Below are 17,123 nucleotides of genomic sequence, written 5' to 3'. Positions count from 1 at the left end.
CGGACCGGAGAGCGAGGGACCCAAGTTGCGCCGCGCCGTCTGTCCGGGGTCATTCGACCCCATCACCAACGGACACCTCGACATCATCGCCCGCGCCTCCAAGCTGTACGACGTCGTACACGTGGCCGTGATGATCAACCAGTCGAAGAAAGGTCTCTTCACGGTCGACGAGCGGATCGAACTGATCCGCGAGGTCACCGCCGACTTCGGCAACGTCCAGGTGGAGTCCTTCCACGGCCTGCTCGTCGACTTCTGCAAGCAGCGCGACATCCCCGCCATCGTCAAGGGCCTGCGCGCGGTCAGCGACTTCGACTACGAGCTGCAGATGGCCCAGATGAACAACGGCCTCTCGGGCGTGGAGACCCTCTTCGTCCCCACCAACCCGACGTACAGCTTCCTCTCCTCCTCCCTGGTCAAGGAGGTGGCGGCCTGGGGCGGCGACGTCTCCCACCTGGTCCCGCCGCTGGTCCTCGGACGCCTGACCGAACGGCTCGCGGAGAAGTGACGCGCGGCCACCACCGCTGACGCTCCGTCACCTGGTGTCGGACGGGCGCCGACTGCCCTTACAGTCGTCCCGTCCTTCTCCAACCGGCTGTAGAGAGTGGCGAGCACCAGGTGGACGTGCAGAAGAAGCTCGACGAGATCACGGCGACCGTGCAGGGCGCCCGCTCCATGCCCATGTCGGCATCCTGCGTGGTCAACCGCGCCGAGCTGCTCGCCCTGCTCGAAGAGGTGCGCCAGGCCCTGCCCGGCTCCCTCGCCCAGGCCCGGGAGCTGATCGGCGACCGCGAGCAGATGGTCGAGCAGGCCCGCCGGGAGGCCGAGCGGATCATCGAGGCCGCCCACGCCGAGCGCGGCTCGATCGTCTCCGACACCCAGGTCGCCCGGGAGTCGCAGGAGGAGGCCGACCGGATCCTCTCCGAGGCCCGCCGCGAGGCCGAGGAGATCCGCGCCGAGGCCGACGACTACGTCGACTCCAAGCTCGCCAACTTCGAGGTCGTCCTCAACAAGACCATCGGCTCCGTCGACCGGGGCCGCGAGAAGCTCCTCGGCCGCGGCCCGGGGATCGGCCCGGACGGTTACGCCGACGAGGACGCCCCCGAGTACGACGCCGATCCGCAGACGCTCATCCACCGGGCGGACGGGGCCGACGACTTCATCGCCGCCAAGCTGGGCGCCTTCGAGGCGGTCCTCACCAAGACCCTGGAGGCCGTCGGGCGGGGCCGGCAGAAGCTGCACGGCCGGATCGCCTCCGACGCCCTCGGCGAGCACATGGCCGCCCAGGACGGCCTCGGCGGCCCGGTCCACACCAGCGACGCCGACTACCTGGCCGGCCTCGCGGAACTCTCCGACCCCGAGCCGGCGCAGGGCCCGGCGCAGGCGCCCGCCCCGGTCCCCGCGCAGGTCCCGGCCCCGCCGCAGCAGCAGCCCGACCCGTACGGCTACCAGCAGCAGGACCCGTACGCGTACCAGCAGGTCCAGCAGCAGCCGGACCCCTACGCGTACCAGCAGCAGGCCGACCCGTACGGCTACCAGCAGCAGGACCCCTACGCGTACCAGCAGCCCGCCCCGCCGGCCCACCAGCCCCAGCAGGCCGCCGCGCTCGACGAGACCAGCTTCTTCGACACGAGCATGATCGACCTGGACCAGCTGCGCCGGTACGAGCAGCAGTACGACCAGGGGCAGCAGCAGTAGGCGAGCGGGCGCGGGAACGGGCGAAGGGCCCGGATTGGGTCCTGGGCGAAGCGTCCAGTATCCTGGCTCTTCGGTCGCGCGTATGCCCGCGACCCGTGCTGCCCACGGTCGGCAGCCCACGAACCTTCCACGACGCAGAACGATCCGAAAGCAGGAAGAGCCCTGAGCACGCGCCTCGACCACCGCAACCCCCTCGTGTTCGACACGCACGAGCTGGGGCGGCGTCCTGGTGCCCTGCAGCGGCTCTCGCGATCGGTCGAGGCCCCCGCGGCCATGGGCGTCGAAGGAGTGATCGGAGTGCCCGAGGGCGCCCCGATCGACATCGATCTCCGTCTTGAGTCGGTCATGGAAGGGGTGCTTGTCACAGGCACCGCCCGTGCGTCGGCCGAGGGGGAGTGCGTAAGGTGTCTGGAGCCCGTCGAGCTGGAGCTCGACGTGGACTTCCAGGAGATGTTCTCGTACCCCGAGTCCGACGACCGGGGCCGCTCCAAGGCGGCCGCGGACGACGAGACCGAGGACGACGAGGACATGATCCCCCTCGAGGACGGCATGTTCGACCTCGAACCCGTGCTGCGTGATGCGGTGGTGCTCGCACTGCCGATGCAGCCGGTGTGCCGGGAGGACTGCGAGGGCCTGTGCTCCGAGTGCGGAGCCAACCTGAACGAGAACCCGGACCACCACCACGACGCCGTCGACATCCGTTGGGCGGCACTGCAGGGACTCGCCGGTTCGCTGGGAACCGATGAGAAGGACAACATGAGCGGCAAAGCCTCTGACGGGGACGTCCGAAGCGCCGCCGAGAAGCAGGAGAAGTAGCCGTGGCTGTTCCGAAGCGGAAGATGTCGCGCAGCAACACGCGCCACCGCCGGTCGCAGTGGAAGGCTGCGGTCCCCACCCTGGTTTCGTGTGAGCGTTGCCAGGAGCCGAAGCTGCAGCACATCGCGTGCCCGAGCTGCGGCACCTACAACAAGCGCCAGGTCCTCTCGGTCTGATTGGGCTGGTGAGAGGCGCAATGTCTGAGTCCCGCAAGACGGACGACAAGACGGACCATGCCTCGTCCCACACGCTCCTGGAAGGGCGGCTCGGCTACACGCTCGAGTCCGCCCTTCTGGTGCGTGCGCTGACCCACCGTTCGTACGCGTACGAGAACGGCGGTCTGCCCACCAACGAGCGCCTGGAGTTCCTCGGGGACTCCGTGCTCGGCCTGGTGGTCACCGACACGCTGTACCGCACCCACCCCGACCTGCCCGAAGGCCAGCTGGCCAAGCTGCGGGCCGCGGTGGTCAACTCGCGTGCGCTGGCGGACGTGGGTCGCGGACTCGAACTCGGCTCCTTCATCCGGCTCGGCCGGGGCGAAGAGGGCACGGGCGGCCGGGACAAGGCGTCCATCCTCGCCGACACCCTCGAAGCGGTGATCGGCGCGGTCTATCTCGACCAGGGCCTCGACGCGGCGTCCGAGCTGGTGCACCGGCTCTTCGACCCGCTGATCGAGAAGTCCTCGAACCTCGGTGCCGGCCTGGACTGGAAGACCAGCCTCCAGGAGCTCACCGCGGCCGAGGGCCTGGGCGTCCCGGAGTACCTCGTCTCCGAGGAGGGCCCGGACCACGAGAAGACCTTCACCGCTGCCGCCCGCGTCGGTGGTGTCTCGTACGGCACCGGCACCGGCCGCAGCAAGAAGGAAGCGGAACAGCAGGCGGCGGAGTCCGCGTGGCGCGCGATCCGCGCGGCCGCGGACGAGCGGATCGCGGCGGCGAAGGCCGCGGCCGAGGCGGGAGCGGTCGCCGACCCCTCTCCTGCCAAGGACCGGGCCTCGGCCTGATCTCTTCGTCCTGCTCGCTTTCGGAGCCTTCCGGGAACCCCGCCCCAGGGCGGGGTTCCCGTCTTCCCGCACGCCGTCGGGGCGGCAGTAGGGTGGTTCCGGCCGTCGAAGAAGTGATGAACGAGTCCGGAGGAACACCGTGCCCGAGCTGCCCGAGGTCGAGGTCGTACGGCGCGGTCTGGAGCGCTGGACCGCCGGACGGACCGTGGCCGAGGTGGAGGTCCTGCACCCCAGGGCCGTACGGCGGCACCCGGCGGGCGGCGAGGACTTCGCGGCCCGGCTGAAGGGGCAGCGGTTCGAGGGCGCGCGGCGGCGCGGCAAGTACCTCTGGCTGCCGCTGGCCGACACCGGGACGGCCGTCCTCGGACACCTCGGCATGAGCGGCCAGCTCCTCGTCCAGCCGCACGACGCCCCCGACGAGAAGCACCTGCGGATCCGCGTCCGCTTCGACGACGAGGCCGGCACCGAGCTCCGCTTCGTCGACCAGCGCACCTTCGGCGGGCTCTCGCTCCACGACCAGAGCCCCGACGGCCTCCCGGACGTCATCGCGCACATCGCCCGCGACCCGCTGGACCCGGAGTTCGACGACGCCGCCTTCCAGGCCGCGCTGCGCCTGCGCCGTACGACGATCAAGCGGGCGCTCCTGGACCAGTCGCTCATCAGCGGCGTCGGCAACATCTACGCGGACGAGGCGCTCTGGCGCTCGCGGCTGCACTACGACCGGCCGACCGCCACCCTGACCCGGCCGCGCTCGGCCGAACTCCTCGGACACGTCCGGGACGTGATGAACGCGGCGCTCGCCGCCGGCGGCACCAGCTTCGACAGCCTGTACGTGAACGTCAACGGCGAATCCGGCTACTTCGACCGCTCCCTCGACGCCTACGGCCGCGAGGACGAGCCCTGCCGCCGCTGCGGCACCCCGATGCGCCGCCGCGCCTGGATGAACCGCTCCAGCTACTTCTGCCCCCGCTGCCAGCGTCCGCCGCGCGTCGTCACGGTGTGAGCCGCCCGCGCGGGGCCCGGGGCCGCCGGCTGCTCTCGGACGGCCCTGCCACGGCCCCGGTGCCATCTCGTCCCGGAGCCGAGGCCGTACCAGCTGCCTACTCCGCTGCGAGTGCGTCGGCGATGTCCTGCATGTGCTCGATGACGACGTCGGCCTGCGCCTCGTTGAACAGGTCCGTCTTGTGGGGCTCGTCGGCGTAGCCGATGGCCGTCGCGCCGGCCGCGTGGGCGGCTCGGACGTCGGTGGGGGAGTCGCCGATCAGGGTGCAGCCGGTGACGTCGACGTGCATCTGTTCGGCTGCCGTGAGGAGCGGGAACGGGTTCGGCCTCATCAGGTGGAGCTGTTCGGAGGGGCGGCCCACGATGTGCGTGACGTGCTCCTGCAGGCCGTGGAGTTCCAGGAAGGCCCGTACGCACTCGGTGGAGCTGTCGCTCACCACCGCGACCCCCCGGCCGGCCGCGCGTGCCGTCCGGAGGGCTTCCGCCGCTCCCGGGGTCGGTTGTCCGGACAGCGCGGCGGCGCGCACCTCGGCGGCCGTCAGGGCCCGCTCGATCCCCTGGCCGAGTTCGGTGTCGGCCTCGTGTGCGATGAGCAGGACCTCGATCGGGTCGTCCGTCCGGGCCGCCTTCGCGCCCGCGGCTTCGTCCCGGGCGGCGAGGAGTGCGGTCAGCTCTCGTGCGACTTCGGGTGCCGGCAGTCCCGCGAACAGGTCGCACACGGGCCCGTCGAAGTCGAAGAGGAGGACGCGGGCGTTCGCCAGGGTCTCGGTGAGAGGGTCGGTGTGCGTCACGGTCGACGTTCCTTCCGGTGGTCTCCCGGATACTGTCGGACCGCATCCGGGGTGCGCTGGACCTGCCGGGCTTCGTCGGACGTCTCGCCGCCCCCGCCCACGAGGTCGTGGTTCTCGGTCGTCTCGCCCCGGGTGACGACCTTATGCGGGAGGCAGGACTCCGGCCTGCGGAGAAATCAGTAACCGAAGTCCTGGGTCCACCAGGGGCCGCCGTCGCCGAAGTACACGCCGACGCCCATCGTCTTGAAGTCGCAGTTCAGGATGTTGGCGCGGTGGCCGTCGCTGTTCATCCAGGACTCCATCACGGCCGCCGCGTCCGCCTGGCCGCGGGCTATGTTCTCGCCGGCCAGGGTCGGGACGCCCGCCTGCTGCGCGCGCGCCCACGGGGTGTCCCCGTCGGGGTCCGTGTGGTCGAAGAAGCCGCGGGCGGCCATGTCCGCGCTGAACGCGCCCGCCAGCGACGCGAGCCGCGCGTCGGCGGTCACCGGGGTGCAGCCCACCGTGGCGCGCTCGTTGTTGACCAGACGCAGGACCTCCGCCTCGGCGGCGTCGTTCCGGTTCGTGGTGGAGGCCGGGGCGGTCTTCCGGACGGGGGCCCGGGTGGTCGGCTTCGGCTTCGGCGCGGGCGCCTCGGTGGTGGGCGCGGCCGCGGTCTTCGGGGCGGCGGGCTTCGCGCTCGCCGTTCTCGCGGGCTTCGGGGCCGCCGGCTTCGTGGCCTTCGGCTTCGGCGCGGGAGACGTGGGAGACGGGGTCGCGCTCGGCTTCGGCTTCGTGGCCTTCGGCTTCGCGCTCGGGGAAGCCTCGGGCTTTGCCGGCTTCGCGTTCGGCCTCGCCGGCGGCGAGGACGGCTCTCCGCTGCCCGTTCCCGCGGTCGTCGGGGTCCCCGTCGCCCCGCCCTGCGTCGTCAGCTCCGGGGCCTGCCGGGACTGCGCCTGGTGCCCGGCCGTGTCGGTGCCGCCGACCGCGAGCGTGTCCCCGCCGGGCAGGAGGCCCGAGGCGACCACGGCCGCGCCGACCGCGACGGCTGCGGAGGCACCGAGCAGACCGGTGCGCACGGACCGCCTGCGGCGGTCACCCCGGTGCCGGCGGTCCGTACCGGCCGCGTAGTCTTCTGCGGCGGGTGCGGCGCCGGAGCGACGGTGGCGTCCCATGGCTTGCCCTCCTGCTGGTCTTTGCTGATCTTTGCTGTCGGTACCGTTGCGGTCCGGCAGTCGAACGGCGCGCGCCCGAACGGGTGAGACGCGTTCGTCGGGACTGTACGCGAGTGGGCAGCGGGGGGCGATGTGCTCTTTGAGCGGCCCGCCCGTTAGCGTGCAGCCATGAGCGACGACGTACGGATGACCGCCTGGGTGCGCGGCCGGGTACAGGGAGTGGGCTTCCGCTGGTTCACCAGGGCAAACGCCCTGGAGATCGGCGGTCTGACGGGCTTCGCCCTCAACCTCGACGACGGCCGGGTACAGGTCGTGGCCGAGGGCCCGCGTGAGAATTGCCACCGTCTGCTCGACTGGCTCCGCTCCGACGACACACCCGGACGCGTGGACGGAGTCACTGAGATCTGGGACACCCCGCGCGGCGGCTACGACGGGTTCGCCATCCGCTGACGATCACTCTCCGACACCCCCTCCGGTGACCCGGAGGGGCCTCGTGCGAACGCGCCGTAACGGGCGTGTGAAGGGGAAAGCCCCTGGTGGTTGCCAAGAAGCGCCCGTCGTGGAAGGCTGCCCGTTGAGAATGATCGCGACGCCCCGAAGGCGCCGGGTCGAGACGCACCGCCGCCCCTGAGCGGCCGTGGACTCCCCGGTCGCCCCTTCAAACGGGGCGTGATCGTGTTGACCGTCAAACTTTTTGGTGAGACTCTGGAAGCCCCGCGCACCTTGGCTGTGGGGCAGTGGAACCGGCACAACAAGTCACTGCCGAACACCGCGGGTGCCAATCCCTCACGACCCACACCGCTTCGGTCGGTCACTCATTGTGGAGGACCATCCATCATGGCAAAGGCGCTTCTCGGTTACGTCGGCGGCTCCGACCCGCGACTCCTCGCCGAGATGCGACGGCTCCAGCAGCGCGTCCAGGACCTCGAATCCGAGCTGGTACGGATCCAGTCCGAGAACGACGCGCTCGCCGCTGCCGCCGCTCAGCACCAGGGAGAGTCGCTGCTGGACAGCATCGATCTCGACGTACCCCAGGCGGAGCCTGCGCTCACCTGACAACCCAGCCCCGAGGGGCCAGGTGGGAAACACACAGGTCGGCACGGTCGACCGTCATACAGCCGCATATGGAGCTCGACGCATGTCGGCTGAACACGCAAGGGGCGCTTCGGCGTCCCTTCTTGCTTTCACCCGTCGTTTCCCCGGAGCCCCCCTACCTCCCCCTTCCTCAACCGAGGATCTGCCCTGCACGTTCGCGGGTGAAACGCGCGGGCCCCGGTAGAGTCCCCGACGTGCACCTCAAGGCCTTGACGCTCCGCGGATTCAAGTCGTTCGCCTCGGCCACCACGCTGAGGTTCGAACCGGGAATCACCTGTGTCGTGGGCCCCAACGGATCGGGCAAGTCCAACGTCGTGGACGCCCTCTCCTGGGTCATGGGCGAGCAGGGCGCCAAGTCGCTGCGCGGCGGCAAGATGGAGGACGTCATCTTCGCCGGCACGACCGGGCGCCCCCCGCTCGGCCGCGCCGAGGTCTCGCTGACCATCGACAACTCCGACGGCGCCCTGCCCATCGACTACGCCGAGGTCACCCTCACCCGGATCATGTTCCGCGGCGGCAGCAGCGAGTACCAGATCAACGGCGACACCTGCCGCCTGCTCGACTTCCAGGACCTGCTCTCCGACTCCGGCATCGGACGCGAGATGCACGTCATCGTCGGACAGGGCCAGCTCGACTCCGTGCTGCACGCCGACCCGATGGGCCGCCGCGCCTTCATCGAGGAGGCCGCCGGCGTCCTCAAGCACCGCAAGCGGAAAGAGAAGGCGCTGCGGAAGCTCGACGCGATGCAGGCCAACCTCGCGCGCGTGCAGGACCTCACCGACGAGCTGCGACGGCAGCTCAAGCCGCTCGGCCGGCAGGCCGCCGTCGCCCGCCGGGCCGTCGTCATCCAGGCCGACCTGCGCGACGCGCGCCTCCGCCTCCTCGCCGACGACCTCGTCCACCTCAAGGCGGCGCTCACCGCCGAGGTCGCCGACGAAGCGGCCCTCCTCGCGCGCAAGGAGGCCACCGAGGCCGACCTGCGCGCCGCCCTCGACCGGGAGGCCGCCCTGGAGGCGGAGGCACGCGCGCTCGTGCCCCGCCTGGAGCGCGCCCAGCAGACCTGGTACGACCTCTCCCAGCTCGCCGAACGCGTCCGGGGCACCGTCTCCCTGGCCGACGCACGCGTGAAGAGCGCCACCACCGCGCCCCCCGAGGAGCGGCGCGGCCGCGACCCCGAGGACCTGGAGCGCGAGGCGGCCCGCGTCCGCGAGCAGGAGGCCGAGCTCGAAGCCGCCCTGGAGGCGGCCGAACGCGCCCTGGAGGACGCCGTCGCCCACCGCTCCGACCTGGAGCGGGCCCTGACCGACGAGGAACGGCGCCTCAAGGACGCCGTCCGTGCCCTCGCCGACCGGCGCGAAGGCCTCGCCCGCCTGCACGGCCGGGTCGACGCGGCCCGCTCGCGCGCCGCCGCCGCCCGGGCCGAGATCGACCGGCTCGCCGCCGCCCGGGACGAGGCGGCCGAGCGGGCCGCCGCCGCCCAGGAGGAGTACGAGCGGCTCAGGGCCGAGGTCGACGGCCTCGACACGGAGGACACCGAACTCGCCGCACGGCACGAGGCCGCCCGCCACGGGCTCGCCGAGGCCGAGGCCGCCCTGAGCGCCGCCCGCGAAGCCCTCGACACCGCCGAACGCCGCCGCGCCGCGACCCGGGCCCGCCACGACACCCTCGCCCTCGGGCTGCGCCGCAAGGACGGCACGGGCGCCCTGCTCGCCGCCGGACTCACCGGCCTCCTCGGCCCGGCCGCCGACCTCCTCACCGTCACCCCCGGCTACGAGGTCCCCGTCGCCGCCGCCCTCGGCACCGCCGCCGACGCGGTCGCCGCCGGGCCCGCCGCCGCCGTCGAAGCCCTCCGCCTGCTGCGCAAGCAGGACGCGGGCCGGGCCTCCCTGCTCCTCACCGGAGCCCAGGACCCGGACCCTGACCACGACCGGGGCCCGGGCCGGGAGCCCGGCCCCGTGGGCCCCGCGCCCGGCGGACGCCCGTACGCCGCCGACCTCGTCCGGGGCCCCGCCGAACTCATGGGCGCCGTCCGCCGCCTGCTCGACGGCGTCGTCGTCGTGGACGACCTGGACGAGGCCGCGGAGCTGGTCAGGACCCGGCCCGCGCTGACCGCCGTCACCGTCGAGGGGGACCTGCTCGGCGCGCACGTCGCGCACGGCGGCTCCGCCGGCGCCCCCAGCCTCCTCGAAGTCCAGGCCTCCGTGGCCGAGGCCGCCGCCGAACTCGACGCACTGGGCGCGCGGTGCGAGGAGCTGGCGACCGTGCGGGAGGAGGCCGGCGAGCGCCGCCGCACCGCCGCCGCGCTCGTCGAGGAGCTCGACGCCCGCCGCCGTACCGCCGAGCGCGAGAAGTCCGCCGTCGCCCAGCGGCTCGGCCGGCTCGCCGGACAGGCCAGGGGAGCGGCGGGGGAGGCCGAGCGCGCCGCCGCGGCCGCCGCCCGCGCCCAGGAAGCCCTGGAGAAGGCCACCGAGGACGCCGAGGAACTGGCCGAACGACTCCTGGTGGCCGAGGAGGCCGCCGCCGGGGAGGGCGGGGACGAGGAGCCCGACACCTCCGCGCGCGACCGGCTCGCGGCCGACGGCTCCCGGGCGCGCCAGACCGAGATGGAGGCCCGGCTCCAGGTCCGTACCCACGAGGAGCGGGTCAGGGGGCTCGCCGGGCGGGCCGACTCCCTCGACCGGGCCGCCCGCGCCGAACGGGAGGCACGCGCGCGTGCCGAGCGGCGGCGGACCCGGCTCCGCCACGAGGCGGAGGTCGCCGGCGCGGTCGCCGCCGGGGCCCGGACGCTCCTGGCCCACGTCGAGGTCTCGCTGTCCCGCGCCGAACGCGAGCGGGCGGTCGCCGAGGCGGCCAGGGCCGACCGGGAGCGGGGGCTCACGGCGGCCCGCGCCCGGGGCCGGGACCTCAAGGCCGAACTGGACAAGCTGACCGACTCCGTCCACCGGGGCGAGGTCCTCGGCGCCGAGAAGCGGCTGCGGATCGAGCAGTTGGAGGCCAAGGCCCTGGAGGAGTTCGGCGTCGGACCGGCCGCCCTGGTCGCCGAGTACGGCCCCGACCAGCCCGTGCCCCCGCCCCCGGCGGTCGAGGGGGAGGAGGGCGGGGAGCCCGCCGCGCCCCGGCCGTTCGTCCGTTCGGAGCAGGAGAAGCGGCTGAAGGCCGCCGAACGGGCCCACCACCAGCTCGGCAAGGTGAACCCGCTGGCCCTGGAGGAGTTCGCGGCCCTGGAGGAGCGCCACAAGTTCCTCTCGGAGCAGCTGGAGGACCTGAGGAAGACCCGGGCCGACCTGCTTCAGGTCGTGAAGGAGGTCGACCTGCGCGTCGAGCAGGTCTTCACCGAGGCGTACCGGGACACGGCCCGCGAGTTCGAGGGGGTCTTCTCGCGCCTCTTCCCGGGCGGCGAGGGCCGTCTCGTCCTCACCGACCCGGACGACATGCTCACCACCGGCGTCGAGGTGGAGGCCCGCCCGCCGGGCAAGAAGGTCAAGCGGCTCTCGCTGCTCTCCGGCGGCGAGCGCTCGCTGACGGCCGTGGCGCTGCTCGTCTCCATCTTCAAGGCCAGGCCCAGCCCGTTCTACGTGATGGACGAGGTCGAGGCGGCCCTCGACGACACCAACCTCCAGCGGCTGATCCGGATCATGCAGGAGCTCCAGGAGTCCTCGCAGCTCATCGTGATCACGCACCAGAAGCGGACGATGGAGGTCGCGGACGCGCTGTACGGCGTTTCCATGCAGGGCGACGGGGTATCCAAGGTCATCAGCCAAAGGCTGCGTTAGCGGCTCCGCACGAGCCCGCATTCAAGAATTGAACGCGTGAGGCAGCGTCTCATCCTCTGGTGGTCTAGAGGGCGGGTATTGACCTCGAAACTTGAAGGCATAGTCTCTGCAACGTTGCTTTTACCTTCAAGTGGTGGGCGGCGTGAAGTTGTGCGCCACTGGAAGGGTTCGCCCCCCATGCCCCGACAACGCTGCCGGAGCCCCCAGGAGTCCATGTGACCAGCACTGAGCAGGCGCCCCCGCCGCCCCCCTCCGAAGGCCGTGGCGCCCACCCGGACCACCTCGGTCACGTCATCTTCATCACGGCCTCCGCCGCGATGGGCGGTTTCCTCTTCGGCTACGACAGCTCCGTCATCAACGGCGCCGTCGAGGCGATCCGCGACCGGTACGACATCGGCTCCGGCACCCTCGCCCAGGTCATCGCCATCGCCCTGATCGGCTGCGCCATCGGCGCCGCCACCGCCGGCCGGATCGCCGACCGCATCGGCCGCATCCGCTGCATGCAGATCGCCGCCGTCCTCTTCACCGTCAGCGCCGTCGGCTCGGCCCTGCCCTTCGCCCTCTGGGACCTCGCCCTCTGGCGGATCGTCGGCGGCTTCGCCATCGGCATGGCCTCCGTCATCGGCCCCGCCTACATCGCCGAGGTCGCCCCCGCCGCCTACCGCGGCCGCCTCGGCTCCTTCCAGCAGGCCGCCATCGTCATCGGCATCGCCATCTCCCAGCTGGTCAACTACGGCATCCTCCAGCTCGCCGACGGCGATCAGCGCGGCAAGATCGGCGGCCTGGAGGCCTGGCAGTGGATGCTCGGCGTGATGGTCGTCCCCGCCCTCCTCTACGGCCTGCTCTCCTTCGCGATCCCCGAGTCCCCCCGCTTCCTGATCTCCGTCGGCAAGACCGACAAGGCCAAGGAGGTCCTCGCCGAGGTCGAGGGCAAGGGCGTGAACCTGGACCACCGGGTGGAGGAGATCAAGCAGGCCATGCGCCGCGAGCACAAGTCCACCTTCTGGGACCTGTTCGTCACCGGCAGCCGCTTCAAGCTGCTGCCCATCGTCTGGGTCGGCATCGGACTCTCGGTCTTCCAGCAGCTCGTCGGCATCAACGTCGCGTTCTACTACTCCGCGACCCTCTGGCAGTCCGTCGGCATCGACCCGTCCAGCTCGTTCCTCTACTCGTTCACCACGTCGATCATCAACATCGTCGGCACCGTGATCGCGATGGTCCTGGTCGACCGGGTCGGCCGCAAGCCGCTCGCCCTCGTCGGCTCCGCCGGCATGGCGATCGCCCTCGCCTTCGAGGCCTGGGCCTTCTCCGCCGACCTCGTCGACGGCAAGCTGCCCGAGACCCAGGGCGTCGTGGCCCTCGTCGCCGCCCACGTCTTCGTGCTCTTCTTCGCCCTCTCGTGGGGCGTGGTGGTCTGGGTCTTCCTCGGCGAGATGTTCCCCAACAGGATCCGCGCCGCCGCCCTCGGCGTCGCCGCCTCCGCCCAGTGGATCGCCAACTGGGCCATCACCGCCAGCTTCCCGTCCCTCGCGGACTGGAACCTCTCCGGCACCTACATCATCTACACGGTCTTCGCCGTGCTCTCGATCCCCTTCGTGCTCCGGTACGTCAAGGAGACCAAGGGCAAGGCGCTGGAGGAGATGGGCTGATCCCCGCTGCCCCTCTCCTCGCCCACCGAGACCGCCCCGGTCCGAGGCCCGCGCCCGGACCGGGGCGGTCTCTGCGCCCGGGCCGGGGCGGTCTCCGCGTCCGGCACCGCCGAACGGCGGACCGGCCCGGTACGCGGGGGCGTGCCCCACGGGGAGTACGGGGGGCGCGGGCGGGGTGACGCCATACTGGACCCGTTATGGAACTCATCCTTGCTGTAGTCATCGCTCTGGTCGTCGCGGTCGCCGTGACGAGCGGGCTCGTGGTCAGCGGCCGCAAGAAGAAGCAGCTGCCCCCGGCCGAGCCGCCGTCCACCCCGCCGACCATCACCGCTCCGCCCGCCGAACCGCGCGTCGGCGAGGAGGCGGAGACGCCGCGGGAAGAACCACGCCGCACGGTCGAGGAGGTCGAGCTCCCCACGGCCGAGGAGGCCACCGGGGCCCCGACCGCCGTCGAGGACCCGGTCGTCGCCGAGCCCCCGGCCCCCGTGATCGAGGTCCCCGAGCCCACCGCCGGCCGTCTCGTACGGCTCCGGGCCCGCCTCGCCCGCTCCCAGAACTCGCTCGGCAAGGGGCTGCTCACGCTCCTGTCCCGCGAGCACCTCGACGAGGACACCTGGGAGGAGATCGAGGAGACCCTCCTCACCGCCGACGTCGGCGTCGCCCCCACCCAGGAGCTCGTCGAGCGGCTGCGCGAGCGCGTGAAGGTGCTCGGCACCCGCACCCCCGAGGAGCTGCGCGGCCTGCTCCGCGAGGAACTGATCACCCTCCTCGGCCCCGACCTCGACCGCACGGTGAAGACCGAGAGCCCCGCGGACGTCCCCGGCGTCGTCATGGTCGTCGGCGTCAACGGCACCGGCAAGACCACCACCACCGGCAAGCTGGCCCGCGTCCTCGTCGCCGACGGCAAGTCCGTCGTCCTCGGCGCCGCCGACACCTTCCGCGCCGCCGCCGCCGACCAGCTCCAGACCTGGGGCGAGCGCGTCGGCGCCCGCACCATCCGCGGCCCGGAGGGCGGCGACCCGGCGTCGATCGCCTTCGACGCGGTCAAGGAGGGCATCGCGGAGAACGCCGACGTCGTCCTCATCGACACCGCCGGCCGCCTCCACACCAAGACCGGCCTCATGGACGAGCTCGGCAAGGTCAAGCGCGTCGTGGAGAAGCACGGCCCGCTGGACGAGGTCCTCCTCGTCCTCGACGCCACCACCGGCCAGAACGGCCTGATCCAGGCCCGCGTCTTCGCCGAGGTCGTCGACATCACCGGCATCGTCCTGACCAAGCTCGACGGCACCGCCAAGGGCGGCATCGTCATCGCCGTCCAGCGCGAGCTGGGCGTCCCGGTCAAGCTGATCGGCCTGGGCGAGGGCCCGGACGACCTGGCCCCCTTCGAGCCGGGGGCCTTCGTCGACGCCCTGATCGGCGACTGACCGCGCTCCACGCGCACGCGTGAAGGGCCCCCGCCGATCCCCGGCGGGGGCCCTTTCCCGTACGCGCGTCAGAAGTGCGTGCGGTGGCAGATGTACGCCAGGGTGCCGAGCAGCAGCCGCGCCTGCGGCGGCGCGCCCGCCGTGTCCAGGGTCGGGGGCCGCAGCCAGCGCACCGGCCCGAGGCCGCCCAGGTCCGACGGGGGAGCGGTCACGTACGAGCCGGGGCCCAGGCAGTGCAGGTCCAGATCGGCGTCGTCCCAGCCCATCCGGTACAGCAGCTGCGGCAGCTCGGCCGCCGCCCCCGGCGCCACGAAGAACCGCGCCCGGCCGGTCGGGGTCGCGCACACCGGGCCGAGCGGAAGGCCCATGCGCTCCAGGCGGACCAGGGCCCGCCGGCCCGCCGCCTCCGCCACCTCGATCACGTCGAAGGCCCGGCCCACCGGGAGCAGCAGCGCCGCGCCCGGGTACTCCGACCACGCCCTGGTCGCGTCGTCCAGACCGGCACCCGCCGGGACCGGCTCCGCGAAGGAGAGCGGATGCGCCCCGGGGGCCGCGCACACCGGATCGCCGCAGGAGCACCGACCGGAGACGGCCCGCGCGCCGGGGACCACGTCCCAGCCCCACAGCCCCGTGTACTCCGCCACCGCTGTGCACTCCGTGGTGCGTCCGCGGCGGCGTGCGCCGGACCGCATCTCACGAATGCCGCCGATCGTGAAACCCATGTCCCCTCCAACGGGTCGAGCGCGCCGGTGGTTACGACCAGGAGCACCGCCGTCACTCCCCGTCACGGCCTGTCGCCGAGGGCGGCGCACGGTTGTGCAGGGGGTGGCGCGGACCGCGATGCGCGCCTCTCCGCGCATCCGTCCGCCGACTCCGGTTCGTCGCATGTCAAGTGAAGCGCGTTCCACGGAGGGCGGGTTCATTCGAAGGGGTGGCGAATGGTGGCGTTTCTTGAATCCCCCTCGTAGAGGGGTGATCGTAGGATTACTTTCGGTACTCGAACCACGGGGCGCACCGCACGCGTGGGTATGCCGGTGGCAACCCGGTTTCCAGTTCGAAGGAGTGCGAACGCCGGACGGATGCGGCGGGAGACGGCATTCTGATAAGGGTTCGCACGACAGGCAATCAGGTGGATGGGGGCGTTCCAGTGGGCGGCAACGGCGCAGACGGTACGACTGCCGGCAAGCGCCCGAACGAGCAGCTGGGCTCGTGGTTCGTGCGCAGCGGCTGGTCCAAGGGCGAACTGGCGCGCCAGGTCAACCGCAGGGCGCGCCAGATGGGCGCGCACCACATCTCCACCGACACCTCGCGCGTGCGCCGCTGGCTCGACGGCGAGCAGCCCCGCGAGCCCATCCCGCGGATCCTCTCCGAACTCTTCTCCGAGCGCTTCGGATCCGTCGTCGCCGTCGAGGACCTCGGCCTGCGCAGCGCCCACCAGTCGCCCTCCGTCTCCGGGGTCGACCTCCCCTGGGCCGGCCCCCAGACCGTCGCCCTGCTCAGCGAGTTCTCCCGCAGCGACCTCATGCTCGCCCGCCGGGGCTTCCTCGGCTCCTCCCTCTCCCTCGCCGCGGGACCCGCCCTCATCGAACCGATGCAGCGCTGGCTCGTCCCCACCCCGGCCGGCGAGGCCGCGGCTCCCGCCGCCGACGCCCACCGCCCCCACCGGCTCTCCGAGGTCGAACTCACCCTCCTGGAGTCCACCACCGCGATGTTCCGCAAGTGGGACGCCCAGTGCGGCGGCGGACTGCGCCGCAAGGCCGTCGTCGGGCAGCTCCACGAGGTCACCGACCTCCTCCAGGAGCCCCACCCCGCCGACATCTCCAAGCGCCTCTTCACCTGCGCCGCCGAACTCGCCGAACTCGCCGGCTGGATGAGCTACGACGTCGGCCTCCAGCCCACCGCCCAGAAGTACTTCGTGCTCGCCCTGCACGCCGCCAAGGAGGCCGGCGACAAGCCCCTCGGCTCGTACATCCTCTCGTCCATGAGCCGCCAGATGATCCACCTCGGCCGGCCCGACGACGCCCTCGAACTCATCCACCTCGCCCAGTACGGCAGCCGGGACTGCGCCACCGCCCGCACCCAGGCCATGCTGTATGCGATGGAGGCCCGCGCCTACGCCAACATGGGCCAGCCCTCCAAGTGCAAGCGGGCCGTCCGGATGGCCGAGGACACCTTCGCCGACGTCGGCCTGGAGGGCGAGCCCGAGCCCGACTGGATCCGGTTCTTCTCCGAGGCCGAGCTCAACGGCGAGAACTCCCACTCCTACCGCGACCTCGCCTACGTCGCCGGACGCTCCCCGACGTACGCCTCCCTCGCCGAACCCCTCATGGAGCGGGCCGTCGAACTCTTCGAGAAGGACGCCGACCACCAGCGGTCGTACGCCCTCAACCTGATCGGCCTGGCCACCGTCCACCTCCTCAAGCGCGAGCCCGAGCAGTCCGTCGTCCTCGCCGAGAAGGCCCTCGGGGTCGCCCGCAGCATCCGCTCCGAGCGGGTCAACACCCGGCTCCGCAAGACCGTCGACCACGCCGCCCGCGGCTTCGGCGACGTCGCCGAGGTCGTCCAGCTCACCGACCGGCTCGCCCAGCTCCTCCCCGAGGCCGCCGAAGCCGTCTGACCCCTCCCGCCCGGGCCCCGCAGGGCCCGCCAGGACCCCGGCCGCGCCGGACGTCCCTACTGCCCGACTCGGCTCCCCCGCCGCAAGGACACACGGACGCCGACGCG

At 72.3% G+C, this 17,123-nt stretch carries 15 protein-coding genes; 12 read left to right on the top strand and 3 right to left on the bottom strand.

The genetic code is table 11. From position 1 onward, the window contains the following. Positions 1-25: 25 nt before the first annotated feature. From coaD to mutM, 6 genes are all read left to right on the top strand, one after another. Positions 26-505, top strand: coding sequence for a pantetheine-phosphate adenylyltransferase (gene coaD / locus OO47_RS07270; protein ID WP_199812279.1), 480 nt, complete (start codon positions 26-28; stop codon positions 503-505). 110 nt (positions 506-615) lie between these two features. Next, a complete protein-coding gene (locus tag OO47_RS07265) occupies positions 616-1,695 on the top strand; it encodes a hypothetical protein (RefSeq protein WP_030220578.1) in 1,080 nt (359 codons plus the stop codon). A 162-nt stretch (positions 1,696-1,857) separates the two neighbouring features. Then, positions 1,858-2,511 carry a YceD family protein gene (locus tag OO47_RS07260; protein WP_030220575.1) on the top strand — a complete coding sequence of 218 codons (654 nt, stop codon included), beginning with the start codon at positions 1,858-1,860 and terminating at the stop codon, positions 2,509-2,511. Positions 2,512-2,513: 2 nt separating this feature from the next. Then, entirely contained in the window at positions 2,514-2,687 is a 174-nt protein-coding gene (rpmF, locus tag OO47_RS07255) for a 50S ribosomal protein L32 (protein ID WP_015036448.1), read from the top strand. Between the two features lie 20 nt (positions 2,688-2,707). Beyond that, complete coding sequence (rnc, locus tag OO47_RS07250; RefSeq protein WP_030220572.1) at positions 2,708-3,514, top strand: ribonuclease III; 807 nt, start codon at positions 2,708-2,710, stop codon at positions 3,512-3,514. Positions 3,515-3,653: 139 nt separating this feature from the next. After that, entirely contained in the window at positions 3,654-4,517 is an 864-nt protein-coding gene (gene mutM, locus OO47_RS07245) for a bifunctional DNA-formamidopyrimidine glycosylase/DNA-(apurinic or apyrimidinic site) lyase (RefSeq protein ID WP_030220570.1), read from the top strand. A gap of 97 nt (positions 4,518-4,614) precedes the next feature. Here mutM and OO47_RS07240 read toward each other — a convergent pair whose 3' ends face one another. After that, positions 4,615-5,307, bottom strand: coding sequence for an HAD family hydrolase (locus OO47_RS07240; protein WP_030220567.1), 693 nt, complete (start codon positions 5,305-5,307; stop codon positions 4,615-4,617). Positions 5,308-5,483: 176 nt separating this feature from the next. After that, positions 5,484-6,458 carry a CAP domain-containing protein gene (locus OO47_RS07235; protein WP_030220564.1) on the bottom strand — a complete coding sequence of 325 codons (975 nt, stop codon included), beginning with the start codon at positions 6,456-6,458 and terminating at the stop codon, positions 5,484-5,486. Positions 6,459-6,626: 168 nt separating this feature from the next. Here OO47_RS07235 and OO47_RS07230 point away from each other — a divergent pair, with 168 nt between their 5' ends. The 5 genes from OO47_RS07230 to ftsY all read left to right on the top strand — a co-directional run bounded on the left by OO47_RS07230 (position 6,627) and on the right by ftsY (position 14,399). Continuing rightward, positions 6,627-6,908, top strand: a complete 282-nt coding sequence (locus OO47_RS07230) for an acylphosphatase (protein ID WP_030220561.1) — start codon at positions 6,627-6,629, stop codon at positions 6,906-6,908. A gap of 387 nt (positions 6,909-7,295) precedes the next feature. Beyond that, on the top strand, positions 7,296-7,514 hold the full coding sequence (locus tag OO47_RS07225) for a hypothetical protein (RefSeq protein WP_030220558.1): 219 nt from the start codon (positions 7,296-7,298) through the stop codon (positions 7,512-7,514). A 233-nt stretch (positions 7,515-7,747) separates the two neighbouring features. Further along, a complete protein-coding gene (gene smc, locus OO47_RS07220; protein ID WP_030220554.1) occupies positions 7,748-11,326 on the top strand; it encodes a chromosome segregation protein SMC in 3,579 nt (1,192 codons plus the stop codon). A 215-nt stretch (positions 11,327-11,541) separates the two neighbouring features. Further along, positions 11,542-12,975: a sugar porter family MFS transporter gene (locus OO47_RS07215; protein WP_030220552.1), complete on the top strand. Its 1,434-nt coding sequence runs from the start codon at positions 11,542-11,544 to the stop codon at positions 12,973-12,975. A gap of 197 nt (positions 12,976-13,172) precedes the next feature. After that, entirely contained in the window at positions 13,173-14,399 is a 1,227-nt protein-coding gene (gene ftsY / locus OO47_RS07210; protein ID WP_030220549.1) for a signal recognition particle-docking protein FtsY, read from the top strand. 68 nt (positions 14,400-14,467) lie between these two features. Here the strand turns inward: ftsY and OO47_RS07205 are convergent, their stop codons facing one another. Further along, positions 14,468-15,121, bottom strand: a complete 654-nt coding sequence (locus OO47_RS07205) for a bifunctional DNA primase/polymerase (protein ID WP_030220546.1) — start codon at positions 15,119-15,121, stop codon at positions 14,468-14,470. A gap of 425 nt (positions 15,122-15,546) precedes the next feature. Between OO47_RS07205 and nsdA the strand changes: the two genes are divergently transcribed. Continuing rightward, positions 15,547-17,016 (top strand): transcriptional repressor NsdA, encoded by a 1,470-nt coding sequence (gene nsdA / locus OO47_RS07200; protein ID WP_030220543.1) that lies wholly within the window; start codon positions 15,547-15,549, stop codon positions 17,014-17,016. Positions 17,017-17,123 lie beyond the last annotated feature (107 nt).

Source organism: Streptomyces bikiniensis, assembly GCF_000716625.1.
GTDB lineage: Bacteria > Actinomycetota > Actinomycetes > Streptomycetales > Streptomycetaceae > Streptomyces > Streptomyces bikiniensis.
Note: the sequence above shows the minus strand (reverse complement) of the source record. Positions and strands in the feature narration are given on the sequence as shown.